The following is a 25,323-nucleotide window of genomic DNA, read 5'->3' on the forward strand; positions in this document are numbered from 1 at the left end:
GCCCGGGCTATCGGCCAACAGGGAGAACCTCGGCCGCGCGCCCGGCGGGCCACGAATCTCGCAGGAGGATCGGTGAGCAGCAGCGGACCTGGGCGTTTACCGCGACCGGGACGAAGGCCGGACGATCGATCGGACCACCCGGGCGAAACGTTACCCGAATGGTCCGAACACTTTCCGCAGCCGAACGGACACGCCGCGCCCGCGATTACTCCCGAGTTCTTCCGGATCACCATTCGTGAGCACACCCGCGGAAGTGCGCGAAAAACTGGTCCGATCGGCCGAATTGCACGCCCGGCCGCCCATAACCGCTCAACGGAAAAGCGCTCCGAACGGCGACGGCACAATTGCCCTCACGCGGATCGGCGGCGGCCGGAATGAACGCCAAACGGGTTCTGGTGGCCGGGGCCGGGCTGGCCGGTTCGCTCGCCGCGATCCACTTCGCGCAACTCGGGCACCAGGTGGAGATCCACGAGCGCCGGCCGGATCCGCGCGGGGCGGGCGCGGGCGCGGGCCGGTCGATCAACCTCGGCCTTTCCCAGCGCGGAATCCGTGCGCTGGACCAGGTCGGGCTGCTCGGCCCGGTGCTGGCCGCGGCCGCTCCGATGCGCGGGCGGGTGATCCACCAGCGCGACGGCGAACTGGATTTCCAGCCCTACGGCAGCCACGAGGACCAGATCCTGCGCTCGGTGCTGCGGGACGACCTCAACCGGATCCTGCTCGCGAAAGCCTTGGAGTACCCGAACGTCAGCGCCCGCTTCGGCGTGACGCTCACCGACCTCGACCGCGGATCGGCGACCGCCGAACCCGTCTGCGCTTTCGCCGGCGAAAGTGGTCCATACCACGTTGCCGCCGACCTCGTAGTCGGCGCGGACGGCGCGTTCTCGGCCGTGCGCACCCGGCTGCTGCGCGGGCTGCCCGCCGACTTCCGACAGCGCGTCCTGCCCTGGGGCTACAAGGAGTTCGCGATCGCCGCGGGCCCGTCCGGCGAGATACGCAGCAGTCCGGACGCCCTGCACGTCTGGCCGGGCGACGACGGGCTGATCGTCGCCCACCCCAATGTCAACGGTTCGCTCACCGCGACGGTGTTCCTCCCGCTGTCCGGCGAGCAGAGTTTCGCCACCCTCACCACCGAGAAATCGGTGCGAGCCCTCTTCGACACCCGATTCCCCGACGTGCGACGCCTCGTGCCCGACATCGTCGAGCAGTTCCTCACGCATCCGACCGGACATCTCGTGACCGTCCGGAGTTCGCCGTGGCAGCACGAGGGCCGCGTGGTGCTGATCGGCGACGCCGCGCACGCCGTGTACCCCTTCTACGGCCAGGGCATGAACTCCGCGCTGGAGGACTGCGCGGTGCTGCGCGAATGCCTCGCCGACGACGACTGGGCCGAAGCGCTCCGCACCTTCGAACGGCGGCGCAAGCCGCACACCGACGTCCTCGCGGACCTTTCCGAGGAGAACTTCGACGAACTGCGCAGCCGGGTCGCCTCGCCGCTGTTCCTGGCCCGCAAGAAGGCAGACCTGGTGCTCAGCCGCGTGTTCCCGAAAAGCTGGATGCCGCTCTACACCATGGTTTCGCACACCACGATCCCGTACGCGGACGCCTTGCGCCGCGCCCGGCGCCAGCACGCCGCGCTGGCCTGGGGCGGCGGTGCCGCGGCGCTCGCCCTCGCCTTGACCGGCGGCGCGCTCGCCCGCAGGAGAGCCGCCGGACCGCACTCGCCTGGAGACCGAAGCTGATGCTCATCCATCCGACCGATCCCGGCCGCGTCCTGGTGCAGCGGCACGACCTCGACCCGCTCGCCCTGCCCGAACGCCTGCGGCGGTACGAGATCCACCTGCGGGCGATCTTCGACTGGGGCCGCGGCTACCTGTCCGGCCCGCATCCCGACCTCGGCCGCGGCGGCAACGTGTGCCCGTTCGCGCAGCCGTCGCTCGAGCGCGGCCGGTTCTACCTCGCCGTCGAACCGGGCGTGCCGGCCGCGGGCCCGCGGCTCACCGAAACCCTGCACTGCTACCGGGACTGGTTCCTCGAACTCGCTCCGCGCGGGCATCCGAGCGCGCAGCTCACCACCATCCTCCTGCTGTTCCCCGACGCGCCGCCAGACGACCGCTCCGGCGTGGTCGACACCGTGCAGCACGCGCTGAAGTCGGAGTACGTCGCCGAGGGCCTGATGATCGGCGAGTTCCACAACGGCCCGCCGGACAAGGGCGGGCTGTGGAACCCCGCGTTCCGCCCGCTGCGCAGCCCGGTGCCGATGCTGGTGGTGCGGCACATGGTGCCGACCGACTATCCGTTCCTGCGCGCCGATCCGGACCAGGCGCGCGCGTACCTGCGGCTGTTCGGCGACCAGGTTCCGGCCCAGCTGCGCGAATTGGTGGAGCACGACCGGCTGGCCCGCGAGCTGGACGAGACCGAGGCTGACCAGGCCGGAATCGGGGCGCCGTGAACGTCTTCCCGTGTTCGCCCGGCCAGGAACGGCTGTGGTTCCTCGACCGGCTCGACCCCGGCTCGCCGGTCTACCACGTGCCCACCGTGCTGCGGCTTTCCGGACCGCTCGACGTCGAAGCCCTGCGCCGCGCCTTCGCCACGATCTCCACCCGGCACGCCGCGCTGCGCACGGTTTTCCGGGAGCGCGACGGTGTTCCGGAGCAGGTAGTCACCGAGAACGGCTTCTCCTTCACTGTCCGCTCGGCCGGCGAAGACTCGGTCGCGCCGGAGGCCGCGGCGGAGATCCGCGTCCCGTTCGACCTGACCGCCGGTCCGCTCGCCCGGGTCCTGCTCCTGCGCACGGCCGAGGACCAGCACGTCCTGGTCGTCACGCTGCACCACGCGATCGCCGACGGCTGGTCGGTCTCGCTGCTGCTGGACGAACTGGCCGAGAGCTACCGCGCCGAACTGGCCGGCAGCGAACCGGACCTGCCGCCGCTCCCGATGCAGTACGCGGATTTCGTGCGGTGGCAACGAGAACACCTCGACGGCCCGGAGGGCGTCGAGCTGCTGCGGGAATGGGCCGACCGGCTGCGCGGCGCGCCGGAGCTGATCACGCTGCCGACCGACCGTCCTCGCCCCGCCACCGCTGCCTACGGAGGCGGCATCCACGAGTTCCGGTTCCCGCCCGCGCTCACCGAAGCCGTCCGCACGCTCGCGGATACTTCCGGCGCAACGGTTTTCATGACTGTGCTAGCCGCCTACCACGCGCTTCTCGCCCGGTACAGCGGTCAGGACGACGTCGTGGTCGGCACGGTCGTCGGGCAACGCTCGCAGGTCGACACCGAGCGTCTGATCGGCTTCTTCGTCAACACCGTCCCAGTCCGGATCTCGACCGCCGACGACCCGACCTTCGCGGAGCTGCTCCTCGACGTTTGCGACGCGCTGGTCGACGCGCTCGGCGGCGCCGAGATCCCCTTCGAGCGCGTGGTCGAGGCCGTCCGTCCGGAACGCAGCCTCGGGCATTCGCCGATCTACCAGGTCGGCTTCAACGGGCATGGCGACGGCGCGCTGCCGCAGCTGGCCGGGCTGACCGTCACCGACTTCGCCGGACCGCACACCGGAACCGCGAAGCTCGACCTGATGCTCGGCGTCCGCGACGAAGGCGACTGCCTGCACGGATACCTCGAGTACCGGACCGACCTGTTCGACGAAGCCACCATCGTCCGCTTCGCCGAGCACCTGTGCACGTTCCTGTCCTCCGTCACCGTCGACCCGGCGCAGCAGATCGGCGCGGTCTCCCTGCTGGACAGCGCACAACGCCGCGCGGCCCTCGACAGCGGCCTCACGCGTCCGTTGCCCGCCGCGGCGACCGCGCTGGACCTGATCGCGCCGCACGTCCGGGACCGGGGCTCCGCACCCGCGATCGCCGGTTCGCTGACCTACCGCGAACTGGACGCCCGGGCGAACCGGCTCGCGCACGCCCTGCGCCGCCGCGGCGTAGGGCCGGACGTCCCGGTGGGGCTCTGCGTCCGCCGCTCCGCCGAGATGGTGGTCGCGCTGCTGGCGGTCTGGAAGGCCGGCGGCGCGTACGTCCCGCTCGATCCGGAATGGCCGCTGGAACGGCACGCCTACGTCGTCGAGGAGGCCGACGTCCGGATCGCCGTCGTGGACCGCGAGAACGCCGGCCGGCTGCCCCGGTTCGAAACCGTGCTGGACGTCGACCTCGACTACCCCGAGCCGGACACCGCGCCGGAGGTGGCGCACGACCCGGCCGATCTGGCGTACCTCGTCTACACCTCCGGTTCGACCGGACGTCCCAAGGGCGTCGCCGTGCCGCACCGCGGCGTGGTCAACCTGCTCACCGGCCTCGCGGACCGGCTCGGCGTGACCGAGGACGACGTCTGGGCGTCGGTCACCACGCTGGCGTTCGACATGTCGGTGCGGGAACTGCTGATCCCGCTGATCCGCGGCGGCACGGTCGCGGTGATCAGCACCGAAGACTCCGCAGAACCGGTCGTGCTGGCGCGGCGGCTGGCGGACTGCGGAGCGACGATCCTCCAGGCCACACCGACGCGCTGGCGGATGCTGCTCGCGTCCGGCGGCGTGCCCGCGAACGTGCGCGAACGGCTGTGCGGCGGGGAGGCGCTCGACCGGGAACTCGTCGAGGCGCTGTCCGACGGCCGGGTCTGGAATCTTTACGGCCCGACGGAAGTCACGATGATCGTCGCCGCGGGCACGGTCAGCACCGCCGCCCCGGTCGTGCCGCTGGGCCCGCCGCTGCCGAACACCCGGCTGCACGTGCTGGACGCCGGGCTGAACCCGGTCCCGCCCGGGGTCGCGGGCGAGATCTTCGTCGGCGGCGCGGGAATCAGCCGCGGTTACCGCAGCCGTCCCGGCCTTACCGCGGAACGGTTCGTGCCGGACCCGTTCGCCGCCGACGGAAGCCGCCTCTACGCCACCGGCGACCTAGCGCGGCGGCGCGCCGACGGAACGCTGGAGTTCCTCGGCCGCACCGACCACCAGGTCAAAATCCGCGGCCTGCGCATCGAACTCGGCGAGATCGAGGCTCGGCTGCGCGCCGATCCGCAGGTCTCGGACGCCGTTGTGCTGGCCCGTCCGGCCGGTCCGGACGACGTGCGGCTGGTCGCCTATGTCGTGTCCGAGGACACCGAATGGGCACCGCTGCGCGACCGGCTCTCCGGCCAGCTGCCCGCGTACCTGGTTCCGCAGACCGCCGTGTTCCTCCCCGCGTTGCCGCTGACCAAGAACGGCAAGACCGACCGGACCGCGTTGCCGGAACCGGTCTGGGAATCCCGCGAAGCCGACCGGGTCGCCCCGCGCGACGCCGTCGAACGGGAACTGGCCAAGCTGTGGCGGGAGGTGCTGGCGGTCGAGGACGTCGGAGTGCACGACGATTTCTTCCGCCTCGGCGGCCATTCCCTGCTCGCCGCGCGGCTGCTGGCGAAGGTGCGCGAGCACTTCCGGTCCGGCGTCGGCCTGCGGACGCTGTTCGCCGCCCGCACGATCGCCGCTTTCGCCGCCGCGCTGCGGGCCGCCGAGTCCGCACCCGGCGCCGCCGACGAGATCGCGCTCCTGCGGGAACGGATCGCCGCACTGCCCGACGACGAGGTCCTCGCCCTGCTCCACGCCGATTCCCCTCCAGGAGCGCATCGATGACGCACCCCGAGCGAGAGCAGCTCTTCCGGCTGCTGGCCGCGCGCGACGGCCTCGGCGCCGCGACCGGCTCGATCCCCCGCCGGACCGGCGACGCCCCCGTCCCGCTGCTGCCCGCGCAACGCCAGCTGTGGTTCCTGGACCGGCTCGGCGCGCGCGACGGCGTGTACACGATCTCCCAGTCCTGGCGGCTCACCGGCGCACTCGATGTCGAGGCACTGCGCCGGGCGCTGGCCACGGTCGTCGACCGCCACGAGGCACTGCGGGCCGGGTTCGGCGAGTCCGACGGCGAGCCGGTGCAGATCCCCGCCCTGCCCGGCACCGCACCGGAACTGTCCTATGCAGACCTTCGGGGTGCGCCAGACTCCGCGGACGCAGTCCTCGCCGCCGAACGAGCCCGCCCGTTCGACCTGACCAGGCCGCCGCTGGTGCGCGGCCTGCTGGTCGCCCTCGCCGACGACGTGCACCTGTTCGTGCTGACGCTGCACCACATCGTCGCCGACGCCGCGTCCGTCGGGATCCTGCTGCGCGAACTGTCCGCGCTCTACCCGGCGAACGCTCCCGCCCTGCCCGAACCGCCTGTGCGCTACGGCGATTACGCGACCTGGCAGGCGACCAAACCGCTGGAAGCAGGCGAGCAGTACTGGCGCGAACAACTCCACGACGCCCCGGCGCTGCTGGAACTGCCGACGGATCGCCCGCGTCCGCCCGCCGAATCCTTCCGCGGCAACGGCCATTCCTTCCGGCTGTCCGCCGACCTCACGGCGTTCTGCCAGCAGCACGGCGTCACCGCCAACACCGTGCTGCTGACCGCTTATGTGCTGCTGCTGGCCCGCCATGCCGGTCAGGACGACGTGGTGGTCGGCATGCCGATGCGCGACGAGACCGTGCCGGGGATCGAACAGTGCGTCGGGATGTTCGCCAACACCGTCGCCGTCCGGACCCGGCTGACCGGCGATCCGACTGTCGCCGAGGTGCTCGCTCAGGTGCAGGACGCCTGCCTCGGCGCGCTGGAGCACCAGAGTTATCCGTGGGAACGGGTGGCGCAGGACCTGCGGCCTGCCCGCGATCTCAGCCACAACCCGGTGTTCCAGGTGATGTTCGTGCTCAACTCCGCCGGGGCCGGGCTCGAACTGCCCGGCGTCCGCGCGGACTGGCTCGACCTCCCGGTGACCACCGCGCGCTTCGACCTGACCCTCGCGCTGGCCACGACTCCCGACGGAATCGAAGGACGGCTCGACTACGCGACCGACCTGTTCGACGCCGCCACCGTCGCCCGGCTCGCCGCCCAGTACGAACACCTGCTGCGGGCCATGCTCGCCGATCCGGACGCACCAGTGTCCACAGTGGAGGCCCGGTCCGCCGCGGACCGAACCTGGCTGCGCGACGGCGGCCACCCGGCCCCGCCGGCGGTCTCCGACGGCACGCTGGTCACCACGCTCATCACCCGCCAGGCCGCACGGACTCCGGACGCCATCGCCGTAGACGACGAAATCCGCCTCACCTACGCCGGACTAGTCTCCCGTGCGCGCCGTCTCGCCGGAGTTTTGCACGCCTCCGGAGTCCGGCGCGGCGACGTCGTCGCGCTCGGCCTGCCAGCGAGCGCGGGCGCGATCACCGGATTGCTCGGCGCGCTCCTCGCCGGGGCCGCGTACCTGCCGCTCGACCCCGGACATCCGCCCGCCCGGCTGGCCGAGCTCCTTGCCGACGCTTACCCGGCCGCCCTGGTCACTGACCACGACATCCCGTTCGACGGCCCGGTGCTGCACCTCGACCACCTCCCCGAAACCGGTCCCGCGCCGGAGCTCTCGCTGGGACCGGACGACCTCGCCTACGTCATCTACACCTCGGGCTCGACCGGTGCCGCGAAACCTGTCGCCGTCCACCACGGCGCGCTCGCCGAACTGGCCGAATCCTTCCGGAAGCTGCACGGATTCGGCCCCGGCGAACGCGTGCTGACGATCCCGCCGCTGACCTTCGACGCCGCCGCGGGCGACATCTTCCCCGCACTCGTCTCCGGCGCGACCGTCCTGCCCTGGCGCGACCCGGCGTCGCTCACCGGCCCCGGCCTCGTCCGGCTCTGCCGCGACCGCGGGATCACCATGGTGGACACCGCGTCCGCGCTCTGGCAGAAGTGGGTGGCCGAACTGGCCGCGGAAAACACCCCGTTCGACTGTCCGCTGCGGACGATGATGGTCGGCGGCGAAGCCGTCCCGGCGACCGTTGTCCGGACGTGGGCGGCGCTCACCGGCGGCCGCGTCGAACTGCACAACCACTACGGCCCCACCGAAGCAACCGTTTGCGCGACCAGCTACCTCACCTTCGACGCCGGCGAACTCGACGGCCGGGTACAACTGCCGATCGGCGATCCGCTCCCCCACGTCCGCGCCTGCGTCGTCGACGACCTGCTGCGTCCGGTGCTGCCCGGCGTCCCCGGCGAACTCTGCCTCGGCGGCGACGCTCCCGCCCGCGGCTACCGGGACCGGCCCGGCGCGACCGCGGAGAAGTTCGTCCCGGACCCGTTCTCCCCGGCGCCCGGCGCGCGGATGTACCGCACCGGCGACCTCGCCCGCCTCGACGGCGAAGGACGGCTGGAGTTCCTCGGCCGCGTCGACCGGCAGCTGAAAGTCCGCGGCCACCGCATCGAACCGGCCGAGGTCGAAGCGGCCTGCCGGCGCCACCCCGGCGTCAAGGACGTCCTGGTCACCGCCCGCGCGGACCGGCTGGTCGCCTACCTCGTCGGAGACGCCGACCCGCTGTCCGTCCGCTCCGCGCTGCGCGATGCGCTGCCCGGCTACCTGGTCCCGGACGCCTTCGCGGTGCTCCCGGCGCTGCCGCTGAACGCCCACGGCAAGGTCGACCACCGCGCGCTGCCCGAACCGGCGGAGACCGCGCCGCCGGCGTTCGCCGAACCCGAAGGCGAACTGGAACAACGGCTCGCCGCGATCTGGGCCGCGGTGCTGGACGTGGACCGCATCGGCCGCGACGACGACTTCTTCCTGCGCGGCGGGCATTCCCTGCTGGCCGGGACGCTGATGGCGAAGGTCCGCGCGGAACTGGACGTCGAGGTCCCGGTGCGGACCCTCTTCGAAGCCAGCACCCTCGCCGCCTTCGCCGGCGCCGTCCGCGCCCCCGGCTACCGCGAGGACGACCGCCTCGCCGCGGTGCTCGCGGACGCCGTGCTGCCCGCCGACATCGACGCGCGCCGCACTCCCGCGCAGGCCGAGGCCGCGATCCAGCGCGCGATGGCCCCGCGGATCGCCCTGCTCACCGGCGCGTCCGGGTTCCTGGGCCCGCACCTGCTCGCCGATCTGCTGCGGCACAGCGACGTCGTGGTGCGCTGCCTGGTCCGGGCCGCCGACGCCGTCGAAGGCGCCGCCCGGATCGAGCAGGTGCTGCGGGACCACCTGCTGTGGGACGAACGATTCCGTCCTCGGATCGTCGCCGTCCCCGGCGATCTCGGCTCCCCTCGGCTGGGTGTGCCCGCGGCCGAACTGGACGCGGTCGCCGCGGACCTCGACGTCATCTTCCATTGCGGCGGCGAAGCGAACTTCCTGCGCCCGTACGCCCAGCTGCGGCCCGGCAACGTGCTCGGCACTACCGAGTTGCTGCGGCTCGCCTGCCGGGGCGGCACCCCCGTGCATCTGGTGTCGTCGCTGGGCGTCTACCCGCTGGACCGCGACGCGGTGATCACCGAGGACGTCCCGCCCGACGACCCCGCCGGCCTGGACCGCGGCTACGAACAGAGCAAATGGGCCGCCGACCGGCTGGCCAGGGCCGCGCGCGAACGCGGCCTGCCGGTGACCGTCCACCGCCCGGCCCGGGTGACCGGGCACAGCCGGACCGGCATCGGCCCGCTCGGCGACCGGTTCGCGAACCTGCTGCGCTGCCTGGTGCTGCTCGGCTCCGCGCCGGCGGAGGACTTCGACCTCGAGGAGGACATGGCCCCGGTCGACCACGTCGCCGCCGCCATCGGCCACCTTTCGCGGCGGCGCACCGGATACGGCTGCGATTTCCACTTCCACAACCAGCGCACGATGCGGTTCGGCGAGGTCGTCGCCGGCTTGCGCGAGTTCGGCTACCCGATCGAGGCGATCCCGTTCGAGGCTTGGCACACCGCGCTGGCCTCGGCCGCCGCCGAGACGGCGGACCCGGCGCTGAGCGCGATCACGGCGATGGTCGAACGGACGTCGCCGCCCCGGCGGACGGTCTTCGACTGCTCGCACACCGAGGTCGTGGTCGCGGCGGGCGGACTGGTGTGCCCGCCCGCGGATCGCGTTCTGCTGCAACGCTACCTGGCCCACTACGTCCGGATCGGGCACCTTCCCGCCGCCCCCCGAAAGGAGCACCGTTGACCACGATGGGAACGCGGGGATTCGTCCTCCTCTGGTCGGCCCAGCTGGTCTCGATCGTCGGCTCCGCGCTGACCGGGTTCGTGCTCGGCGTCTGGACCTACGAACGGTCCGGCTCGGCCACCCAGTTCGCGCTGATCATGCTGTCCGGCGCGATCCCGGCCCTGCTGATCACGCCGTTCGCGGGCGCGCTCGCCGACCGGTGGCACCGCCGCCGGCTCCTCGTCGCCGCGGACTGCGTCGCGCTCGCTTCGGTCGGCGCGCTGGCGTTGCTGATCGACGCGGACCAGTTGCAGACCTGGCACGTCTACGTCGTGACCGCTCTGACCGCGATGTGCGGAACCCTGCAACAAGTCACCTTCAGCGCGATGATTCCCCTGCTGGTGCCGAAACAGCACCTCAGCCGGGCGAACGGGCTGTCCCAGGTGGTGTTCAGCGCGCAGATCGCCGCACCGGTCGTCGCCGGGACGCTGCTGGCGCTCACGGGCTTACGCGGGGTGGTGCTGATCGACCTCGTGACGTTCGCCGCGTCACTGCTGGTCGTCGCACTCGTCCCGCTGCCGCATGCCGCCGTCCGCACCGCCGCCCCCGAACCCGGCGGCCCGTCGATCTGGCGGCAAGTGCCCGCGGGCTGGGCGGAACTGCGCCGCCGCCCCGGGCTGACCGGCCTGCTCGGCGTCCTGGCCGGGTTCTACTTCTGCTTCGGCATCGCCGGAACGCTCGTGCGACCGCTGGTGCTGTCCTTCGCCAGCCCGGCCGGGCTCGGCTTCCAGGTGTTCGCGGGCGGCTGCGGGCTGTTCGCCGGCAGCCTCGTGATGGGCGTCTGGGGCGGCCCCAAGAAGCGGATGCGCGGGATCGCCGCGTTCATGGCGTTCGGCGGGATCGCGCTGGCCGTCCATTCGCTGGCGCCGTCGCTGGCACTGGTGATCGCGATCGGGCCGTTCTTCCTGTTCACCCTGCCGGTCATCACCGGCACCGCGCAGACCGTGCTGCAGAGCAAGGTCGATCCGGCGAACCTCGGCAAGGTCATGGCGACCTCTCGGGCGGTGTCGCAGGCCGCGAGCCCGGTCGCGTACCTCGTCGCCGGCCCGCTCGCCGACGGCGTGTTCGAACCGCTCATGCGCCCCGGCGGGGCACTGGCCGGTTCGGCCGGACACCTGATCGGCACCGGGCCCGGCCGCGGCATGGCACTGATGTTCCTGCTCGCCGGGCTGTTGCTGGTCGTCCTGGGCTGCCTGGCCGCCCGCCCCTCGCTGCGGCGCGTCGAGGACCTGCCGGACCTGCTCGAAGAACCCGAACCCGTCGCGGTGGCGGCGGGCCGAGAGGAGAAGGGAAAATGACCACCCTCGAACGAACCGTCCCGGTGCGCGTCCTCGCCGCCGACCCGTTCCTGCGCGCCGGACTGGAAAGCGCGCTTTACGGCCGCGGCGAATTCGCCGATGCCGACGGCGGGGTCGCCGTGCTGGCGATCGACGAGGTCGACGACGCGGCCGTCGAGGCGATCCGGACGGCCAAGGAACGCAGCACCACCGTGCTTCTGGTGACCGGCAAAGTCGACGCGCCCCGCGCGGCCCGCGCGATCGAGGCGGGTGCGTGCGGCGTCCTGCGGAGGGAGCAGGCTTGCGAACAAACGCTGGTCTCCGCCGTGCGCGCCGCCGCGACCGGCCACGGCACGATGCCGCCGGACCTGCTGAGCGACCTGTTCGACGCCCCCGCCGCGCCGACCTTGGACGCGCGTGAACGCGACGTCCTGCGGATGGTCGCCGACGGTCACGAGACTGCCGAGATCGCTTCCGCGCTGGCCTATTCGGCCCGGACCGTGACGACGATCGTGCACGACATCACCCACCGGCTGCGGTTGCGGAACCGGGCGCACGCCGTGGCGTTCGCTTTGCGGCAGGGGCTCATCTAAGCCGTCGGCTCGCCGCGTCCGGGCGACGTGCGGTGCGGGGAACCCTGCGGGAGCCTGATTTCCGCAGGGTTCCCGCACGGATCTGTCCGCGGTGCGAAATCGCGCCTAGATCAGCCCGTTCCGCACCGCGTAAGCCGCCGCGTGGGCCCGGTTCCGTACTCCCAGCCGGGCCATCAGGTCGTACAGCGCGTTCTTCACCGTGTGCTCCGACCAGCCGAGTTCGGCCGCGATCTCGCTGTTGCTGTACCCCTCGGCGACGAGCCGCAGCACCCGCAGCTCGCGTTCGCCGAGCTGCGGCCGGTACGCCGCCTCGCCGTCCACCCGCCCAGTGTAGGAGGTCCGGTCATCCGGGCAGCTCCGAGCCGCGCGTCGCCGGGTCGGCCGCGACCGTCCGCACGACCTGGACGAACCGGTCGGCCATCGTCTTCGCCGCGGCTTCGGTGAACAGCGCCCGGTCGTAATGCAGCGTCCCGGCCAGGCCGTCGGGATGCTCGCGGACCGTCACCAGCACGTCGAACGGATTCCCGCCCTGTCCCGCCCGCCACGGCTCGGCGCGGATCCCGTCGAGCCGAAGCCGGCCGGAGAGCGAGCCGAGCGACTGGAACGCCACCTGCGCCACCGGATTCCGGCTCAGATCGCGCGGCGGCCGCAGCGCTGCCACGATCTGGTCGAACGGAACGTCCTGATGCCGGAACCCGCCGACCACCGCCTCGCGCACCGCGGCGAGCACCTCCGGATACGCCGGATCGCCAGGTACGCGCACCCGCAACGCGAGCGTATTCACGAACAATCCGATCAACTCTTCCGCCTCGACCGACGGCCGGTTGCCGGCGAAGGTGCCGACCACGAGATCGTCGCGCCCGGTCGCGCGCTTCAAGTCGAGGACGAACGCGGCGAGCAAAGCCATGAACCCCGTCGCCCCCGCCTCGGTGGCAGCGGCCTCAAGCGCGCTGACGACCCGCTGCGGCACGGAAAACTCGACGGTGCCTTCCAGCTGCGCCTGGCGAGCCGGCCGCGCAAGGCTGTCCGGCAGTTCGATCGCTGGCGGCGCACCGGCCAACGCCGACTTCCAGTACTCGAGACCGCCCTGATCCGGCGCGGCATGCGACGCCGCCAGCTCCGGCAGCGCGGACGCCCGCCCCGCGTAGCATTCGGCGAGGTCGCGCCAGAAGATCTCCATCGACGTGTCGTCGGCGATGATGTGGTGGACCACCGCGAGCAGCGTGAACCGCCCCGGCTCGCCGCGGATCACCGTGCACCGCAGCAACGGCCCGCGAGCCAGCTCGAACGGCCGGCGGAGCTCCGCGTCGACGATCTCCTCCGCCGGCCCGTCGACCACCGTCAACGGAATCTCACCCGCGGCGGACACCACAAGCTCCGGTCCCCCGCGACGGCTCCGGAACGTCGTCCGCAAGGTCTCGTGCCGCCGGACCACCTCGGCCAACGCGCGCCGCAACGCCTCGACGTCCAGCTCTCCAGCGCACCGGTAAGCCTCGTACATCGTGTACGTCGCGGACGGTCCGGACAGCTGGTCGAGAAACCACATCCTGTGCTGTGCCGCCGAAATCGCAGTCTGTCCACTATGGACGTCACGGACAGGCGGTGCCGCCGCGGCCAATTCGGCCAACTCCGCGACAGTCGGCGCGGTGAACAGATCCGCGACAGACACCCGTCGCCCCGTGCTGCGGGAAACCCGCGCACAGATCCGGGTAGCAGCCAGCGAACGGCCGCCAAGCTCGAGAAACGGGTCGTGCACGCCCACCGGACTGACGCCGAGCGTCTCCGCCCAAATCTCCGCGATCGCCGCCTCGTCCGCATTCCGAGGCTCGACGTATTCGACCCCCAGCGCCGGACGAGCACCGTCCGGCGCAGGCAGCGCGTTGCGATCGATCTTGCCGCTCGGCGTGAGCGGCAGCGCGACCAGCGACATCCACACCGCCGGAAGCATCGGCTCCGGCAAGGTACGAGCCAAGCGCGCCCGCAACTCGGACGTCGACGGCACAGCTCCGGCACGGTAAACGCAGTACGCGACAAGCCGGTCCTCATGCACCGCGGCCGCCGCCGCGGCGATCATCGGATGCGCATGCAGCGCGGCCTCGACCTCGCCGAGCTCGATCCGGTTCCCGTGGATCTTGACCTGATGGTCGAACCGCCCGAGATACTCGAACGCCCCGTCCGCCCGCCGCCGTGCGCGATCACCGGTGCGGTACAGCCGCTCCCCCGGCGTCTCCGCGAACGGATTGGGCACGAATTTCTCGGCCGTCAACGCCGGACGGTTCAGATAACCGCGCGCCAGTTGCACCCCCGCGATGGTCAACTCGCCGTCGAGAAGGTGGACGCGAGTGTTCGCGATCGGGTACCCGATGGTGACCGGCTCCCCCGGCAGACACCGCGTCGCCGTGACGTCCACCGATGCTTCCGTCGGCCCGTACAGATTATGCAGCTCGGCGCCGACCAGCCGGTGAAACCGCTCCGCCAGCTCGTCCGGGAGCGCCTCCCCGCTGCACAACACCCGCCGCACCGGCAACCTCGGCACCGGACCGGCCAGGAACGCCCGCAGCATCGACGGCACGAAATGCGCGGTGGTAATCCGTTCCGCCACGAGGATGTCCGCCAGGTATCCGGGATCGCGGTGGCCGCCCGGCCGGGCCATCACGAGGGTGGCGCCGACGGAGAGCGTCCAGAAGAACTCCCACACCGACACGTCGAAGCCGAACGGAGTCTTCTGCAGGACCCGGTCACGGGTCGTCAGGCCGTACTCGTCCTGCATCCACCGCAGCCGGTTCACGATCCCGCGATGCTCGATCACGACGCCCTTGGGCCGCCCCGTCGACCCCGAGGTGTAAATCACGTACGCCGCGTTCTCCGGCCGGACCACGCCCGCCACCGGTTCCCGGGATTCGCCGAGCCCGGTCAGATCGCCTGGGTTGATCACTGTCGTGGCGGCCGAATCCTCGACCATGAATTGCAGCCGGTCCTCGGGACAATCCGGGTCCAGGGGAAGGTACGCCGCTCCCGCCTTGAGGATCCCGATCAGCGCGACCACCATCTCGACGCCCCGCTCCAGCCGGACTCCCACCACCGATTCCGGCCCGGCTCCGCGGGCTCGAAGCCAGTGCGCCGCCTGGTTCGACAGTGCGTCAAGCTCCGCATAGGACACTTCGCGGTGGCCGGCGACCACGGCTGTTCCGCCGGCGGCCGTTCCTTCGGCGACCAAGTCCAGCAACGTCTCGCTCATGCTTCCCCGCTCACCGCACGCGGCCGAATCATCGCCCAGGCAACCGGTCCCGGGGCGAACCGCCGACCACCGCCGCCCGCCAGGACCCGCGACATCCCGCTCACCGACCGAATCGCCGCCCAGGCAGTCCGTTGCCGAACGATCCGCCGAAAACAAGCCGTCCGGCGGCAACCACCGTCGCTGAACAATGCCCGCGACATCCCGCTCGCCGCCGCACGCGGCCGAATCGTCGCCCAGGCAACCGGTTCCGGGGCAAGCCGCCGGCCACCAGCCACCCGACCGCGCCCACCGTGGTTCACCGAAGCCGACCGCATCTCGTTCATGCGTCCTCGCTCACCGCCGCGCGCGGGCGGATTGTCGTCCGCGCGGCGGGTTGCTGAGCGAGCCGCGGATAACCGGCCACCGCCGCGGCGAGGGACTCGACGGTCGGATGGTCGAAGAGGGCCCGCACGGGGACGTCAGCGTCCAGCGCCGCGCGAAGCCGCACCGAAATCCGGGTGGCGGCCACGGAATGCCCGCCCAGATCGAAGAAATCGTCCCGCACTCCGATCCGGTCCGCGCCCAGCACCTCCGCCCACACCCCGGCGACCAGTTCCTCCACCGGTCCGCGCGGCGCGACGTGCGGGCGTTCGCGCGCCATCGGTTCCGGCGCGGGCAACGCGGCCCGGTCGAGTTTGCCGGCTGGAGTGCGCGGCAGTTCCGGCAGCAGCACGAAACCGCTGGGCACCAGGTAGTCCGGCAGGACTCCAGAGAGTCCTTTCCGGACGTCCGCAATGGACAGTTCCCCCGCGGCGACGACGTAGGCGGTCAGCTCCACGCCGTCCGCGGAAGGGGTCGGCTGGACGGCGGCGTCCCGGATCCGCGGGTCCGCCCGCAGCACGGCCTCGACCTCGCCCGGTTCGACTCGATGGCCTCGGACCTTCACCTGGTCGTCGGCCCGCCCGAGGATCTCGACCGAACCGTCCGGCCGTCGACGCGCCAGGTCGCCGGTGCGGTAGAGCCGTCCGCCTGGCCGGGGGCCGTGCGGGTCCGGGGCGAAGCGTTCCGCGGTCAGGGCCGGGCGACCGGCGTAGCCGCGGGCCAGGCCGTCGCCGCCGATCCACACTTCGCCGGCTACGCCGGGCGGCACCGGTTCGAGGTCGTCGCCCAGCAGGTAGACGTCGGTGTTCGCGACTGGCTCCCAGGCGACGACCCGGTCCCCGTCGAGTTCGGCGACGGTCGACCAGATCGTCGTTTCGGTCGGGCCGTAAAGATCCCACAGCCGCGCCCCGCCCGCGGTGAGCCGCCGCGCCAGGTCGTCCGGCAGCTTCTCGCCGCCGGCGAACACGGTCAGCTCAGCAGGCGGAGTCCAGCCCGAATCGGCCAGCAGCCGCAAGCCCGACGGCGTCGCCTGGACGACCGACGGCGCGGTCCGCTCGATCAACCCGGCCTGCCGCTGCGGATCGACGCATTCCTCGGCGGTCGCGACGATCACCTGGCCGCCGGCCAGCAACGGCAAGTACAGCTCCAGCGCGGAGATGTCGAACGAAACCGTCGTCAGCGCGAGCACCGCCGCACCCGGCGCGAGACCAGGCCGTTCCCGCATCGACAGCAGGAAGTTCGCCAGCGCGGCATGGCCGATCTGGACGCCCTTGGGCTGCCCGGTGGAACCGGACGTGTAGATGACGTAAGCGAGTTCGCCGCCATCGGGCCGGGGCACGGGACCATCCGCCGGGCACGCCGCGATCGCCGCCGCGTCGCGGTCGAGCAGCACCGCCGAACAGCCGGTTCCCTCCAGCAACCCTGCCAGCGGCTCTTCGCTGAGCACCACCTCCGCTCCCGAATCGGCCAGCACGTAACCGACCCGCTTCGCCGGATAGCGCGGATCGACCGGCAAGTACGCGGCTCCCGCCCGGTGCACGGCGAGCAACGCGACGAGCAGGTCCGGACCCCGGTCGAGCAGCACCCCGACCAGCGACCCGCGCCGCACTCCCTGTTCCTTCAAATACCGCGCCAGCTTAACGACCCGCACCGACAATTCCCGATAAGCGAGCGTCACTTCGCCGCACCGCATCGCCACCGCATCCGGGTGCTCCAGCGCGGCGGCCTCGAACAACTCCGGCAGCATCCGGCCGGTTCGCTCGGTCCGCACAGGATTTCGCAGCAGCGCGGCCCGATCCGCCGCAGGCAGCCCAGACCGCCGCGGATCGGAGGCCGGCGCGGCCACGATCCGCTCCAGGACGTGGCGATAGAGCCGGGCGAGGAACTCCATGTGCGCGACAGCGATCCGGTAAGTGAACGCCTCCAGCACAAACGCGCCAGGCACGGTCGACACGGACAGGCCGAACTCGTTGGGCGTGCTGTCGGCGACCTCGGCCAGGTCCACCAGCGCTTCCGTGAGGACGTGCATGTCCGTGTGGTTGAAGAAAACGTCGACGAGCGGCACCTGCCCGCCCCACTCGGCCTGCATCGCGGGCAGCGGGAAATGCCGGTGCGGCCACATCGCGGTCTCCTCCGCGAACACCGCGCGCGCCAGCTCCGGCCAGTCGCGCGCGTCCGCTGGCGCCGCGAACGGCACTGTGTTCAGGAACATCCCGCGCACCTGGTCGCCGCCTGCCCGCTCAAGACGGCTGTTGGTCACCACGCCGGTGTGGAACGGCCGGTCGCGGCCGGCAATCGTTCGCAGCACGGTGAGATGTGCGGCCAGCAGCAGGCTCTTCAGCGGAACGCCAGCCGACGAAGCCACCGCACGCAACCGAGGCGTCAAATCGCCGAACGGCACCCGCACCGTGCGGTAAACCCCGTCGTCCTCGCCCGCCCAACCCGACGGCACGGCAAACCGCTCGGCCGAGCGCACCCGGTCCGCCCAGAACTCACGGTCCACAGCGGACTCCAGCGACTCCCGTTCCCGGGCGACCGTGTCCGCGAACCGGACCAGCGGCGGTTGCCCGTGCGTCGCCGCGCCTGCCCGGTAGTCCTCGAGCAGCTCGGCGACCAGCGAATTCTGGCTCCAGCCGTCGAGTATCGCGTGCACGTAGCTGAACGAGAGCCGCCATTCGCGCTCGCCGAGCCAGTGGACGTGCAGGCGCAGCAGCGAAGGGCGGAGCAGATCGAACCCGCGCGCCCGGTCCTCCGCCGGGTACTCCCGTACCCGCGCGGCCTGCTCCTCGGCGGGCAACGCGCGCAGATCGTCGCAGGTCACTTCGACGACAGCGGTCTCGTGCACCCGCTGCAACGGCGGAACCGCGGCGAAGTCAACGGAGGTACGCAGGATCTCGTGCCGCGCGACCAGCCGGTTCACTGCCTGCTGCAAGGCGTCCGGGCGGAATTCCTCGTACACCGGGTAGCCGAGGTGGTTCAGGTAGAGGCCGCGGTCGGCTCCGGCGAGCATCTCGTGCACCATGCCCGCCTGCGCGAGCGACAGCGGATAGGCGTCGGTCACGTCGGCCGGCAATGCCGCGCGCTGGCCGGCGGCGAGCTGCGCGAACGGCTCGACCACCTCGATCGCTGCCGCCGGACCGCCGAGCCCGGCGGCGAAGTCGGCCACTCGCTGCCGCCGGAAGAGGTCCGCGACGCTCGCCTCGATTCCCTCCGCGTTCAGCAGCCCCACGGCGCGGATCGCCCGCAGAGAATCGCCGCCCAGCGCGAAAAAGCTGTCCTCCGCCCCGACTCGATCGACACCGGTCGCCGCCGCGAACGCGCGAGCCACCGCAGCCTCCGCCGGGGTGCGCGGCGCGACGTAATCGTGGCTCATGCGCGCACCGTCCGGCGCGGGCAAGGCGTTGCGATCGATTTTGCCGCTGGCGGTGAGAGGCAGCGCGTCCAGCGCGAGCCACGCCGACGGCAGCATCGGTTCCGGCAGTGTGCGGGCCAGATAGGCGCGCAATTCGGCCGGGTCGGGGGTACGGCCGGGCTCGGCGACGAAGTAGCCGACGAGCCGGTCGTCACGCACGGCGGCCGCCGCCGCGCGCAGGTCGGGATGGGTCAGCAGAGTCGCCTCGACCTCGCCGAGCTCGATCCGGTTGCCGTGGATCTTGACCTGGTGGTCGAGCCGTCCCCGGTACTCGATCCGGCCGTCGGGCAGCCGCCGGGCGAGGTCGCCGGTGCGGTACAGCCGTTCGCCGGGCTGCCGCGCGAACGGGTCCGGGACGAACTTCTCCGCGGTCAGCGACGGCCGGTTCAGATAGCCGCGCGCCAGCTGCACTCCGGCGATGACCAGCTCGCCGGGCACGCCGACCGGCACCTCGCGCAGCTCGGCGTCCACCACGTACACCCGGGTGTTCGCGATCGCGCGGCCGATCGTGACGGTCTCCCCCGGCAGGCAGCGCGTCGCCGTCACGTCCACCGAAGCTTCGGTCGGCCCGTAGAGATTATGCAGCTCAGCGTCGATCAGCTGGTGAAACCGTTGCGCCAGTTCATCCGGGAGCGCCTCCCCGCTGCACAGCACCCGGCGCAGCGACGGCACCGGACCGGAGAGAAAGGCCCGCAGCATCGACGGCACGAAGTGAGCGGTCGTGATCCCTTCGGCCATGACTTCGGCGAGGTAAGCCGGGTCGCGGTGTCCGCCCGGCCGGGCCATCACGAGCGTCGCGCCGGCGGAGAGGGTCCAGAAGAACTCCCATACCGAGACGTCGAAACCGAACGGAGTCTTTTGCAGGACGCGGTCTCGCGGAGTCAGGCCGTATTCCGCTTGCATCCACCGCAGCCGGTTCACGATCCCGCGGTGCTCGACCACCACGCCCTTGGGCTTGCCCGTGGACCCCGAGGTGTAGATCACGTATGCCGCGTTATCCGGCCGTACAACGACATTCACCGGGTGCCGCGGTTTGTCGAGAGCCGTGAGATCACCCGGTTCGATCACCACCTTCGCGGCGGAATCCTCGATCATGAACCGCAGCCGGTCCTCGGGATGATCCGGATCCAGCGGCAAATACGCCGCCCCGGCCTTGAGAATCCCGACCAGCGCGACCACCATCTCCAAGCCGCGTTCCAGCCGAACCCCCACCACCGACTCAGCGCCCACCCCACGCGCCTGAAGCCAATGCGCTGCCTGGTTCGACAGCTCGTCCAGCTCCAGATAGGACACTTCGCGGCCGCCGGCGACCACCGCTGCCCCACCAGCACTGACCCCCTCGGCGATGAGCGACAGCAGCGTCCCGCTCCCGAAGGGAACGTCAGTGTCATTCCAGCGCGCCAGTTCAGTCTTCTCGGCAGCGTTCAGCCAAGGAAGATCTGCCAGCGGCGTGCCAGGATTCGCGACGATCCCGCGCAGCAACTCGGTGAAATGCCCGGCTATCCGCTCCACAGTGGACCGGTCGAACAGCGCGACCGGGTACTCCAGCACGCCGTCCAGACCACCGTCCGGCCGCTCGGTCACTTCCAGCGTCAGGTCGAACTTCGCACTGTGCCAAGGAGAATGGACTTGCTCGCCGCGCAGTCCGGCAGCCTCGAACCCGGCATCAGCAGTGTTCTGCAGCACGAGCATCGCTTGGAAAAGCGGATTGCGGGACAGATCGCGGTCCGGCACCAGCTCGTCGGCCAGCCGTTCGAACGGCGCTTCCTGACGGGAATACGCATCGAGAGTGTCCCGCCGGACGCCGTCGAGGAAATCCGCGAACGACACCGAACCATCGACCTTGGCCCGCAGTACCAGGGTATTCAGGAACAGCCCGATCAAATCCTGCGCCTCGGCACGCGTCCGCCCGGCAACCGGGGTGCCGACCGTGACGTCCGCCTGCCCCGAATACCGGCTCAGCAGAATCTGATAAGCAGCCAGCAGCACCATAAACGTGGTCGCCCGATGCGCCCGGCCGAGCGCGGCGACGGCGGTACCGAGTTCGGCGTCCACGGCGAATCTCAGGATGTCCCCGCGCGGATCGTGCACCGGCGGGCGGGGACGGTCCGTCGGGAGAGTCAGCGGCGCGACCCCGTCGAGCCGTCGACGCCAGAACTCGACTTGCTCCGTCACTCGCTCGCTGGCCGTGTGCTTCCGTTGCCAGGAAGCGAAATCGGCGTACTGGACCGGCAGCTGCGGCAAGGTCTGCCCGCTGTACAGCGCCGCGAGTTCCCGCGCGACGACGGACGTCGACCATCCGTCGTACGCGATGTGGTGCACGACGAGCAGCAGAACGTGCTCAGTCGCGGACTGCCGCAGCACCCGAACCCGCAACGGCCGGTGCCGCGCCAGGTCGAACGGCACCGACGCGGCTTCCCGGGTGACCGCCTCGACGCGATCCGCCGGGACGTCCTGGACGGTCAGATCCACCCCGGGTTCGCCGACGAGTTGTTCCGGCGCCCCGTCGCGTTCGACATAGGCGGTGCGGAGAATCTCGTGGCGTTCCGTGATCGTCTGCCAGCACGTCCGCAGCCGCTCGACGTCGAGGGGGCCGCGCAGCCGCCACGCCGCGGTCACCACGTACTCGGTTCCGCCGGGGCGGAGCCGGTCCAGTACCCAGACCCGCTGCTGCGCCGGAGAAAGCGGCAGCGGACGGCTGCGGTCGGCCCGGATCGCCGACCGGGCCGGGGCCGGCCGGGCCGGGGCCGCGGCCAGATAACGCTCCAGCAGCTCGTCGCGCCGGGACTGTTCGGTGGTCATCGCTCCCCCTGCGGGCTGGTCGGCGAGGCTGGTCGGCGAACGTCCGTGAGGGAAACCCTCACCGGTTCTGATTCCCTCGGAGTTCCCTCACGTACCTGCCGCACGGAAAACCACCGAGGCGGCGGCTAAGCCGGAGCGTCCGCCCGCATCCGCTCCCGCAGGCTCTTCGGCCGCATGTCCGTCCACACCTCGTCGATGTGGTCGAGGCACTCCTGCTTGGGACCGCGCTTCCCCTCGTACCGCCAGCCCGCCGGCAGTTCGCGGTCGACCAGCCAGATCGAGTACTGCTCCTCGTCGTTGAGCACGACGCCGTAGGTGCGTTCGTCCTCGCTCATCCGGGTCCTCCTCGTCCTCGCGCCGGGCACACCCGTCCCGTCGCGAGCCGAGCCTTCCCGCGCGGGCGGCGGCGCGACAGAGAAGAACGCGCAGCAACGAGCGCACCGTCCCGGCTCTGGGCCCGCCGGGCGGGAACGGCCACCCTGGCGCCATGACCATGCCCGGCGACCTGCCGCTGTCCTTCTCGCAGGAAAGACTGTGGTTCCTCGACGCGTTGCGGCCCGGCGGGACCGAGTACCTTCTCCCGCTGACATTGCGGGTCCGCGGCAAGCTGGACGTCGCCGCGCTGAGCTGTTCGCTCGACGCGTTCGTCGCTCGCCACGAGGTGTTGCGGACGCGGTACCGCAGTCGCGAGGGTGTGCCGGTCCAGGTGGTCGGGAAGCCGCAGCCGGTGCCGCTGCCGATCGAGGGCGTCACGGAAAGCGAGCTGGACACCGTGGTCGCGGCTGAGCTGACCGTGCCGTTCGACCTCGCGACCGACCTGCCGCTGCGCGCCCGGCTGCTCCGCCTCGACGCGCGCGAGCACGTGCTGCTGATCGTCGTGCACCACATCGCCTTCGACGGAGCGTCCTGGGACGTCCTCGCCGCCGAACTCGCCGAGTTGTACCGCGCGTTCCACGCCGGCACCCTGCCCGAACTGCCCGCCTTGCCCGTCCAGTACGCCGATTTCGCGCTCTGGCAACGGGAAGACGCCGAAACCCGGCTCGCGGGCCAACTCGCCTACTGGCGCGAACGGCTCGCCGGACTGGCCCCGCTGGAGCTTCCGGCGGACCGTCCGCGCGGACCGGTGTGGGACCCGGCGGGCGCGGCGGTCCGGGTCGAGGTCCCCGCCGCGCTCGCGGAGCGGCTCACCGCGCTCGGCCGGTCCCGCCGGGCGACGCCGTTCATGGTCCTGCTGGCCGCCTACCAGGTCTTTCTCGCCCGGCACACCGGCGGCACGGACATCGCCGTCGGCTGCCCGGTCGCCGGGCGCACCCCGGCCGAGGTCGAGGGGCTGGCCGGGTTCTTCGTCAACACCCTCGTGCTGCGGGCCGACCTCGGCGGCGACCCGGCGTTCACGACCTTCCTCGATCAGGTCGCCGGGACCGCGCTGGACGCCTTCGGCAACCAGGACGTCCCCTTCGACTGGCTCGTCGGCGAATTCGAACCGGACCGCGATCTGTCCCGCAACCCGCTGGTCCAGGCGTTCTTCGGCCTGCACGAGGTACCGGAGCAGCGATTCCGGCTGCCCGGTCTGGACGTCGAAGAGTCCGATGTGGACTGGACGGCCGCGTCGTTCGACCTCGGACTGCACTTCGAACACCGCCCGGACGGCTCATTGACCGGCGCCCTCACCTACCCGACCGCCCTGTTCGAGCCCGCCACCGCCCACCGGCTGGCCGCCCGCTTCCAGCGCCTGCTGGAGAGCATCGCCGACCATCCGGCGCAACGGCTGAGCGAACTGGCACTGACCCCGGACGCGGAACTCGCCCTGCTGGCCGACTGGGCCTGGACCCCGGGCCACGAAGTGGCATCCGGCTGTTTCCCCGACCTGTTCGCCCGGCGAGCCGCCGAAACCCCGGACCGCCTCGCCATCCGCTGCGGCGGCCAGGAACTCACCTACGCCCAGCTCGACGCTGCCGCCAACCGGCTCGCCCGGTATCTGCGCGCGAGCGGGCTCGGCCCGGAATCCACCGTCGGCGTCTGCCTCGAACGAAGCGTCGACGCCGTCGTCGCGCTGGTCGGGGTGCTGAAATCCGGCGCGGCGTACGTCCCGTTCGACCCGGCCAACCCTCCCGACCGGCTCGCCTATCTCGTCGAGGACGCCCGAACCGCCGCCGTCGTCACCGAGGAACGCCACGCCGGGTTGTTCGCCGGCACCGGCTGCCCCGTCGTTTCCCTCGACCACACCGCCGAATCCTCTTCGGACAGTCCGGAGTGGACAGTAGAACCGGACCATCTCGCATACGTCATCTACACTTCCGGCTCGACCGGACGGCCGAAAGGCGTCCAGATCCAGCACGGCTCGTACGCCGAACACGCGCAGGTCATCGCCCGCGAATACGGCATCACCGCGGCCGACCGGGTGCTCTCGCTCGCGTCGCTGGCGTTCGACGGTTCGCTGGAGCAGATCGGCGGCCCGCTGCTGGCCGGTGCGTCGGTGGTGCTGAGCGATCCGCTGTTCTGGGAACCGGAGGAACTCGCCGACCAGCTCGGCTTGCACCGGATCACCAGCGTCAACCTGACCCCGGCCTACTACCGCGAACTGCTCGGCGTGCTCACCCCGCGCGATCCGCGGGTCGCGTACCTGAACATGGTGAACGTCGGCGCGGACGTCGTCACCGCCGAGGACGCCCGGCGCTGGCGCGAACTCCGCTTGCCCGGCCGCTTCGTGGCCTGCTACGGCCCGACCGAGGCGACGATCTCCAGCATGCTGCACTGGGCCGACGACGCCGACCTCGACGTCCCGAGCCTGCCGATCGGCCGTCCGGTCGCCGCGACCAGCGCGTACGTGCTCGACGCCGCCGGACGTCCGACGCCCGTCGGCGTGCCCGGCGAACTGCACCTAGGCGGCCTGCGCGTGGCGCGCGGTTACCTCCGCCGTCCCGCGCTGACCGCGGACAAGTTCGTGCCGGACCCGTATTCGCCCGGCGCCCGGCTGTACCGCACCGGCGACCTCGCCCGCTTCCGCTCGGACGGGACGGTCGAGTTCCTCGGCCGGCTCGACCGCCAGGTGAAGATCCGCGGTTTCCGGATCGAGCTCGGCGAGATCGAAGCCGCTCTCGACGCCCATCCCGCGGTGCGCGCGGCCGCGGTCGTGGTGAAGGACCTGCCGGAACGGACGTTGGTCGCTTATGTCGTCGCGGCTTCCGGCGAGCCGGATTTCGCCGCGCTGCGGGCGAGTCTGCGGTCGCAGCTGCCGGACTACCTCGTCCCGGCGCAGTGGGTCGCGATGGCCGCGCTGCCGCTGACGCCGAGCAAGAAGGTGGACCGCGCCGCGCTGCCGGACCCGTCGGCCGGCAACGCGGTCCGGGCGGAACCGATCGCGCAGCCGTCGTCCGCGGTCGAGCACGCGCTGGCCGACATCTGGCGGGAAGTGCTGCGGGTGGAGCAAATCAGCGTCCACGACGATTTCTTCCGCATCGGCGGGCATTCCCTGCTGGCGACCCGGGTGCTCGCGCGGATCCGGAAGAAGCTCGGGGTCCGCGTCTCGCTGCGGGATCTTTTCGCCGCCCGGACCGTCGCCGAGCTGGCCGCGGTCATCGAACAGGCCTGAAATCCGTCGCCGCGCTGTGCGAACCGCACAGCGCGAACGAGGGGGTGC

10 protein-coding genes and 1 pseudogene are annotated in these 25,323 nt (G+C 71.6%); 7 read left to right on the forward strand and 4 right to left on the reverse strand.

Annotated features, from left to right (window positions below; genetic code table 11):
- Window positions 1–374 precede the first annotated feature (374 nt).
- Genes H4281_RS15280 through H4281_RS15305 form a run of 6 tightly spaced genes read left to right on the forward strand, consistent with a single transcriptional unit; the run spans window position 375 to window position 11,871 of the window.
- A complete protein-coding gene (locus tag H4281_RS15280) occupies window positions 375–1,739 on the forward strand; it encodes an FAD-dependent oxidoreductase (RefSeq protein WP_220507287.1) in 1,365 nt (454 codons plus the stop codon).
- Window positions 1,739–2,449 (forward strand): DUF6875 domain-containing protein, encoded by a 711-nt coding sequence (locus H4281_RS15285; protein ID WP_182891581.1) that lies wholly within the window; start codon window positions 1,739–1,741, stop codon window positions 2,447–2,449. Before H4281_RS15280 ends, H4281_RS15285 begins: the two co-directional genes overlap by 1 nt.
- The gene (locus tag H4281_RS15290; RefSeq protein WP_182891582.1) at window positions 2,446–5,610 is read left to right on the forward strand and encodes a non-ribosomal peptide synthetase; all 3,165 of its coding nucleotides are present in this window, start codon (window positions 2,446–2,448) and stop codon (window positions 5,608–5,610) included. The genes H4281_RS15285 and H4281_RS15290 overlap by 4 nt, the downstream gene beginning before the upstream one ends.
- Window positions 5,607–9,962, forward strand: a complete 4,356-nt coding sequence (locus H4281_RS15295; RefSeq protein ID WP_182891583.1) for a non-ribosomal peptide synthetase — start codon at window positions 5,607–5,609, stop codon at window positions 9,960–9,962. Before H4281_RS15290 ends, H4281_RS15295 begins: the two co-directional genes overlap by 4 nt.
- A 5-nt stretch (window positions 9,963–9,967) precedes the next feature.
- Entirely contained in the window at window positions 9,968–11,299 is a 1,332-nt protein-coding gene (locus H4281_RS15300) for an MFS transporter (protein ID WP_182892099.1), read from the forward strand.
- Window positions 11,296–11,871, forward strand: a complete 576-nt coding sequence (locus H4281_RS15305; RefSeq protein ID WP_182891584.1) for a response regulator transcription factor — start codon at window positions 11,296–11,298, stop codon at window positions 11,869–11,871. The genes H4281_RS15300 and H4281_RS15305 overlap by 4 nt, the downstream gene beginning before the upstream one ends.
- A gap of 105 nt (window positions 11,872–11,976) precedes the next feature.
- On the opposite strand, the gene H4281_RS45190 is transcribed toward H4281_RS15305, so the two are convergent.
- From H4281_RS45190 to H4281_RS15325, 4 genes and pseudogenes are all read right to left on the reverse strand, one after another.
- Window positions 11,977–12,192 (reverse strand): response regulator transcription factor, encoded by a 216-nt coding sequence (locus tag H4281_RS45190; RefSeq protein WP_009077456.1) that lies wholly within the window; start codon window positions 12,190–12,192, stop codon window positions 11,977–11,979.
- 22 nt (window positions 12,193–12,214) lie between these two features.
- Window positions 12,215–15,100, reverse strand: a pseudogene (locus tag H4281_RS15315) (amino acid adenylation domain-containing protein); the annotation flags it as partial.
- A 328-nt stretch (window positions 15,101–15,428) separates the two neighbouring features.
- Complete coding sequence (locus H4281_RS15320) at window positions 15,429–21,683, reverse strand: non-ribosomal peptide synthetase (RefSeq protein ID WP_182891586.1); 6,255 nt, start codon at window positions 21,681–21,683, stop codon at window positions 15,429–15,431.
- A gap of 125 nt (window positions 21,684–21,808) precedes the next feature.
- Complete coding sequence (locus H4281_RS15325; RefSeq protein ID WP_182891587.1) at window positions 21,809–22,018, reverse strand: MbtH family protein; 210 nt, start codon at window positions 22,016–22,018, stop codon at window positions 21,809–21,811.
- A 152-nt stretch (window positions 22,019–22,170) separates the two neighbouring features.
- Between H4281_RS15325 and H4281_RS15330 the strand changes: the two genes are divergently transcribed.
- Entirely contained in the window at window positions 22,171–25,275 is a 3,105-nt protein-coding gene (locus H4281_RS15330) for a non-ribosomal peptide synthetase (RefSeq protein WP_182891588.1), read from the forward strand.
- Window positions 25,276–25,323 lie beyond the last annotated feature (48 nt).

The organism is Amycolatopsis dendrobii (assembly GCF_014145675.1).
In the GTDB taxonomy this organism is placed as follows: domain Bacteria; phylum Actinomycetota; class Actinomycetes; order Mycobacteriales; family Pseudonocardiaceae; genus Amycolatopsis; species Amycolatopsis dendrobii.

Bases quoted from the DNA above. Each gene is read 5' to 3' on its own strand.
- H4281_RS15280 (WP_220507287.1), top strand. From the start codon at position 375: ATGAACGCCAAACGGGTTCTGGTGGCCGGGGCCGGGCTGGCCGGTTCG.
- H4281_RS15285 (WP_182891581.1), top strand. From the start codon at position 1,739: ATGCTCATCCATCCGACCGATCCCGGCCGCGTCCTGGTGCAGCGGCAC.
- H4281_RS15295 (WP_182891583.1), top strand. From the start codon at position 5,607: ATGACGCACCCCGAGCGAGAGCAGCTCTTCCGGCTGCTGGCCGCGCGC.
- H4281_RS15300 (WP_182892099.1), top strand. From the start codon at position 9,968: ATGGGAACGCGGGGATTCGTCCTCCTCTGGTCGGCCCAGCTGGTCTCG.
- H4281_RS15305 (WP_182891584.1), top strand. From the start codon at position 11,296: ATGACCACCCTCGAACGAACCGTCCCGGTGCGCGTCCTCGCCGCCGAC.
- H4281_RS15320 (WP_182891586.1), bottom strand. From the start codon at position 21,683: ATGACCACCGAACAGTCCCGGCGCGACGAGCTGCTGGAGCGTTATCTG.
- H4281_RS15325 (WP_182891587.1), bottom strand. From the start codon at position 22,018: ATGAGCGAGGACGAACGCACCTACGGCGTCGTGCTCAACGACGAGGAG.
- H4281_RS15330 (WP_182891588.1), top strand. From the start codon at position 22,171: ATGACCATGCCCGGCGACCTGCCGCTGTCCTTCTCGCAGGAAAGACTG.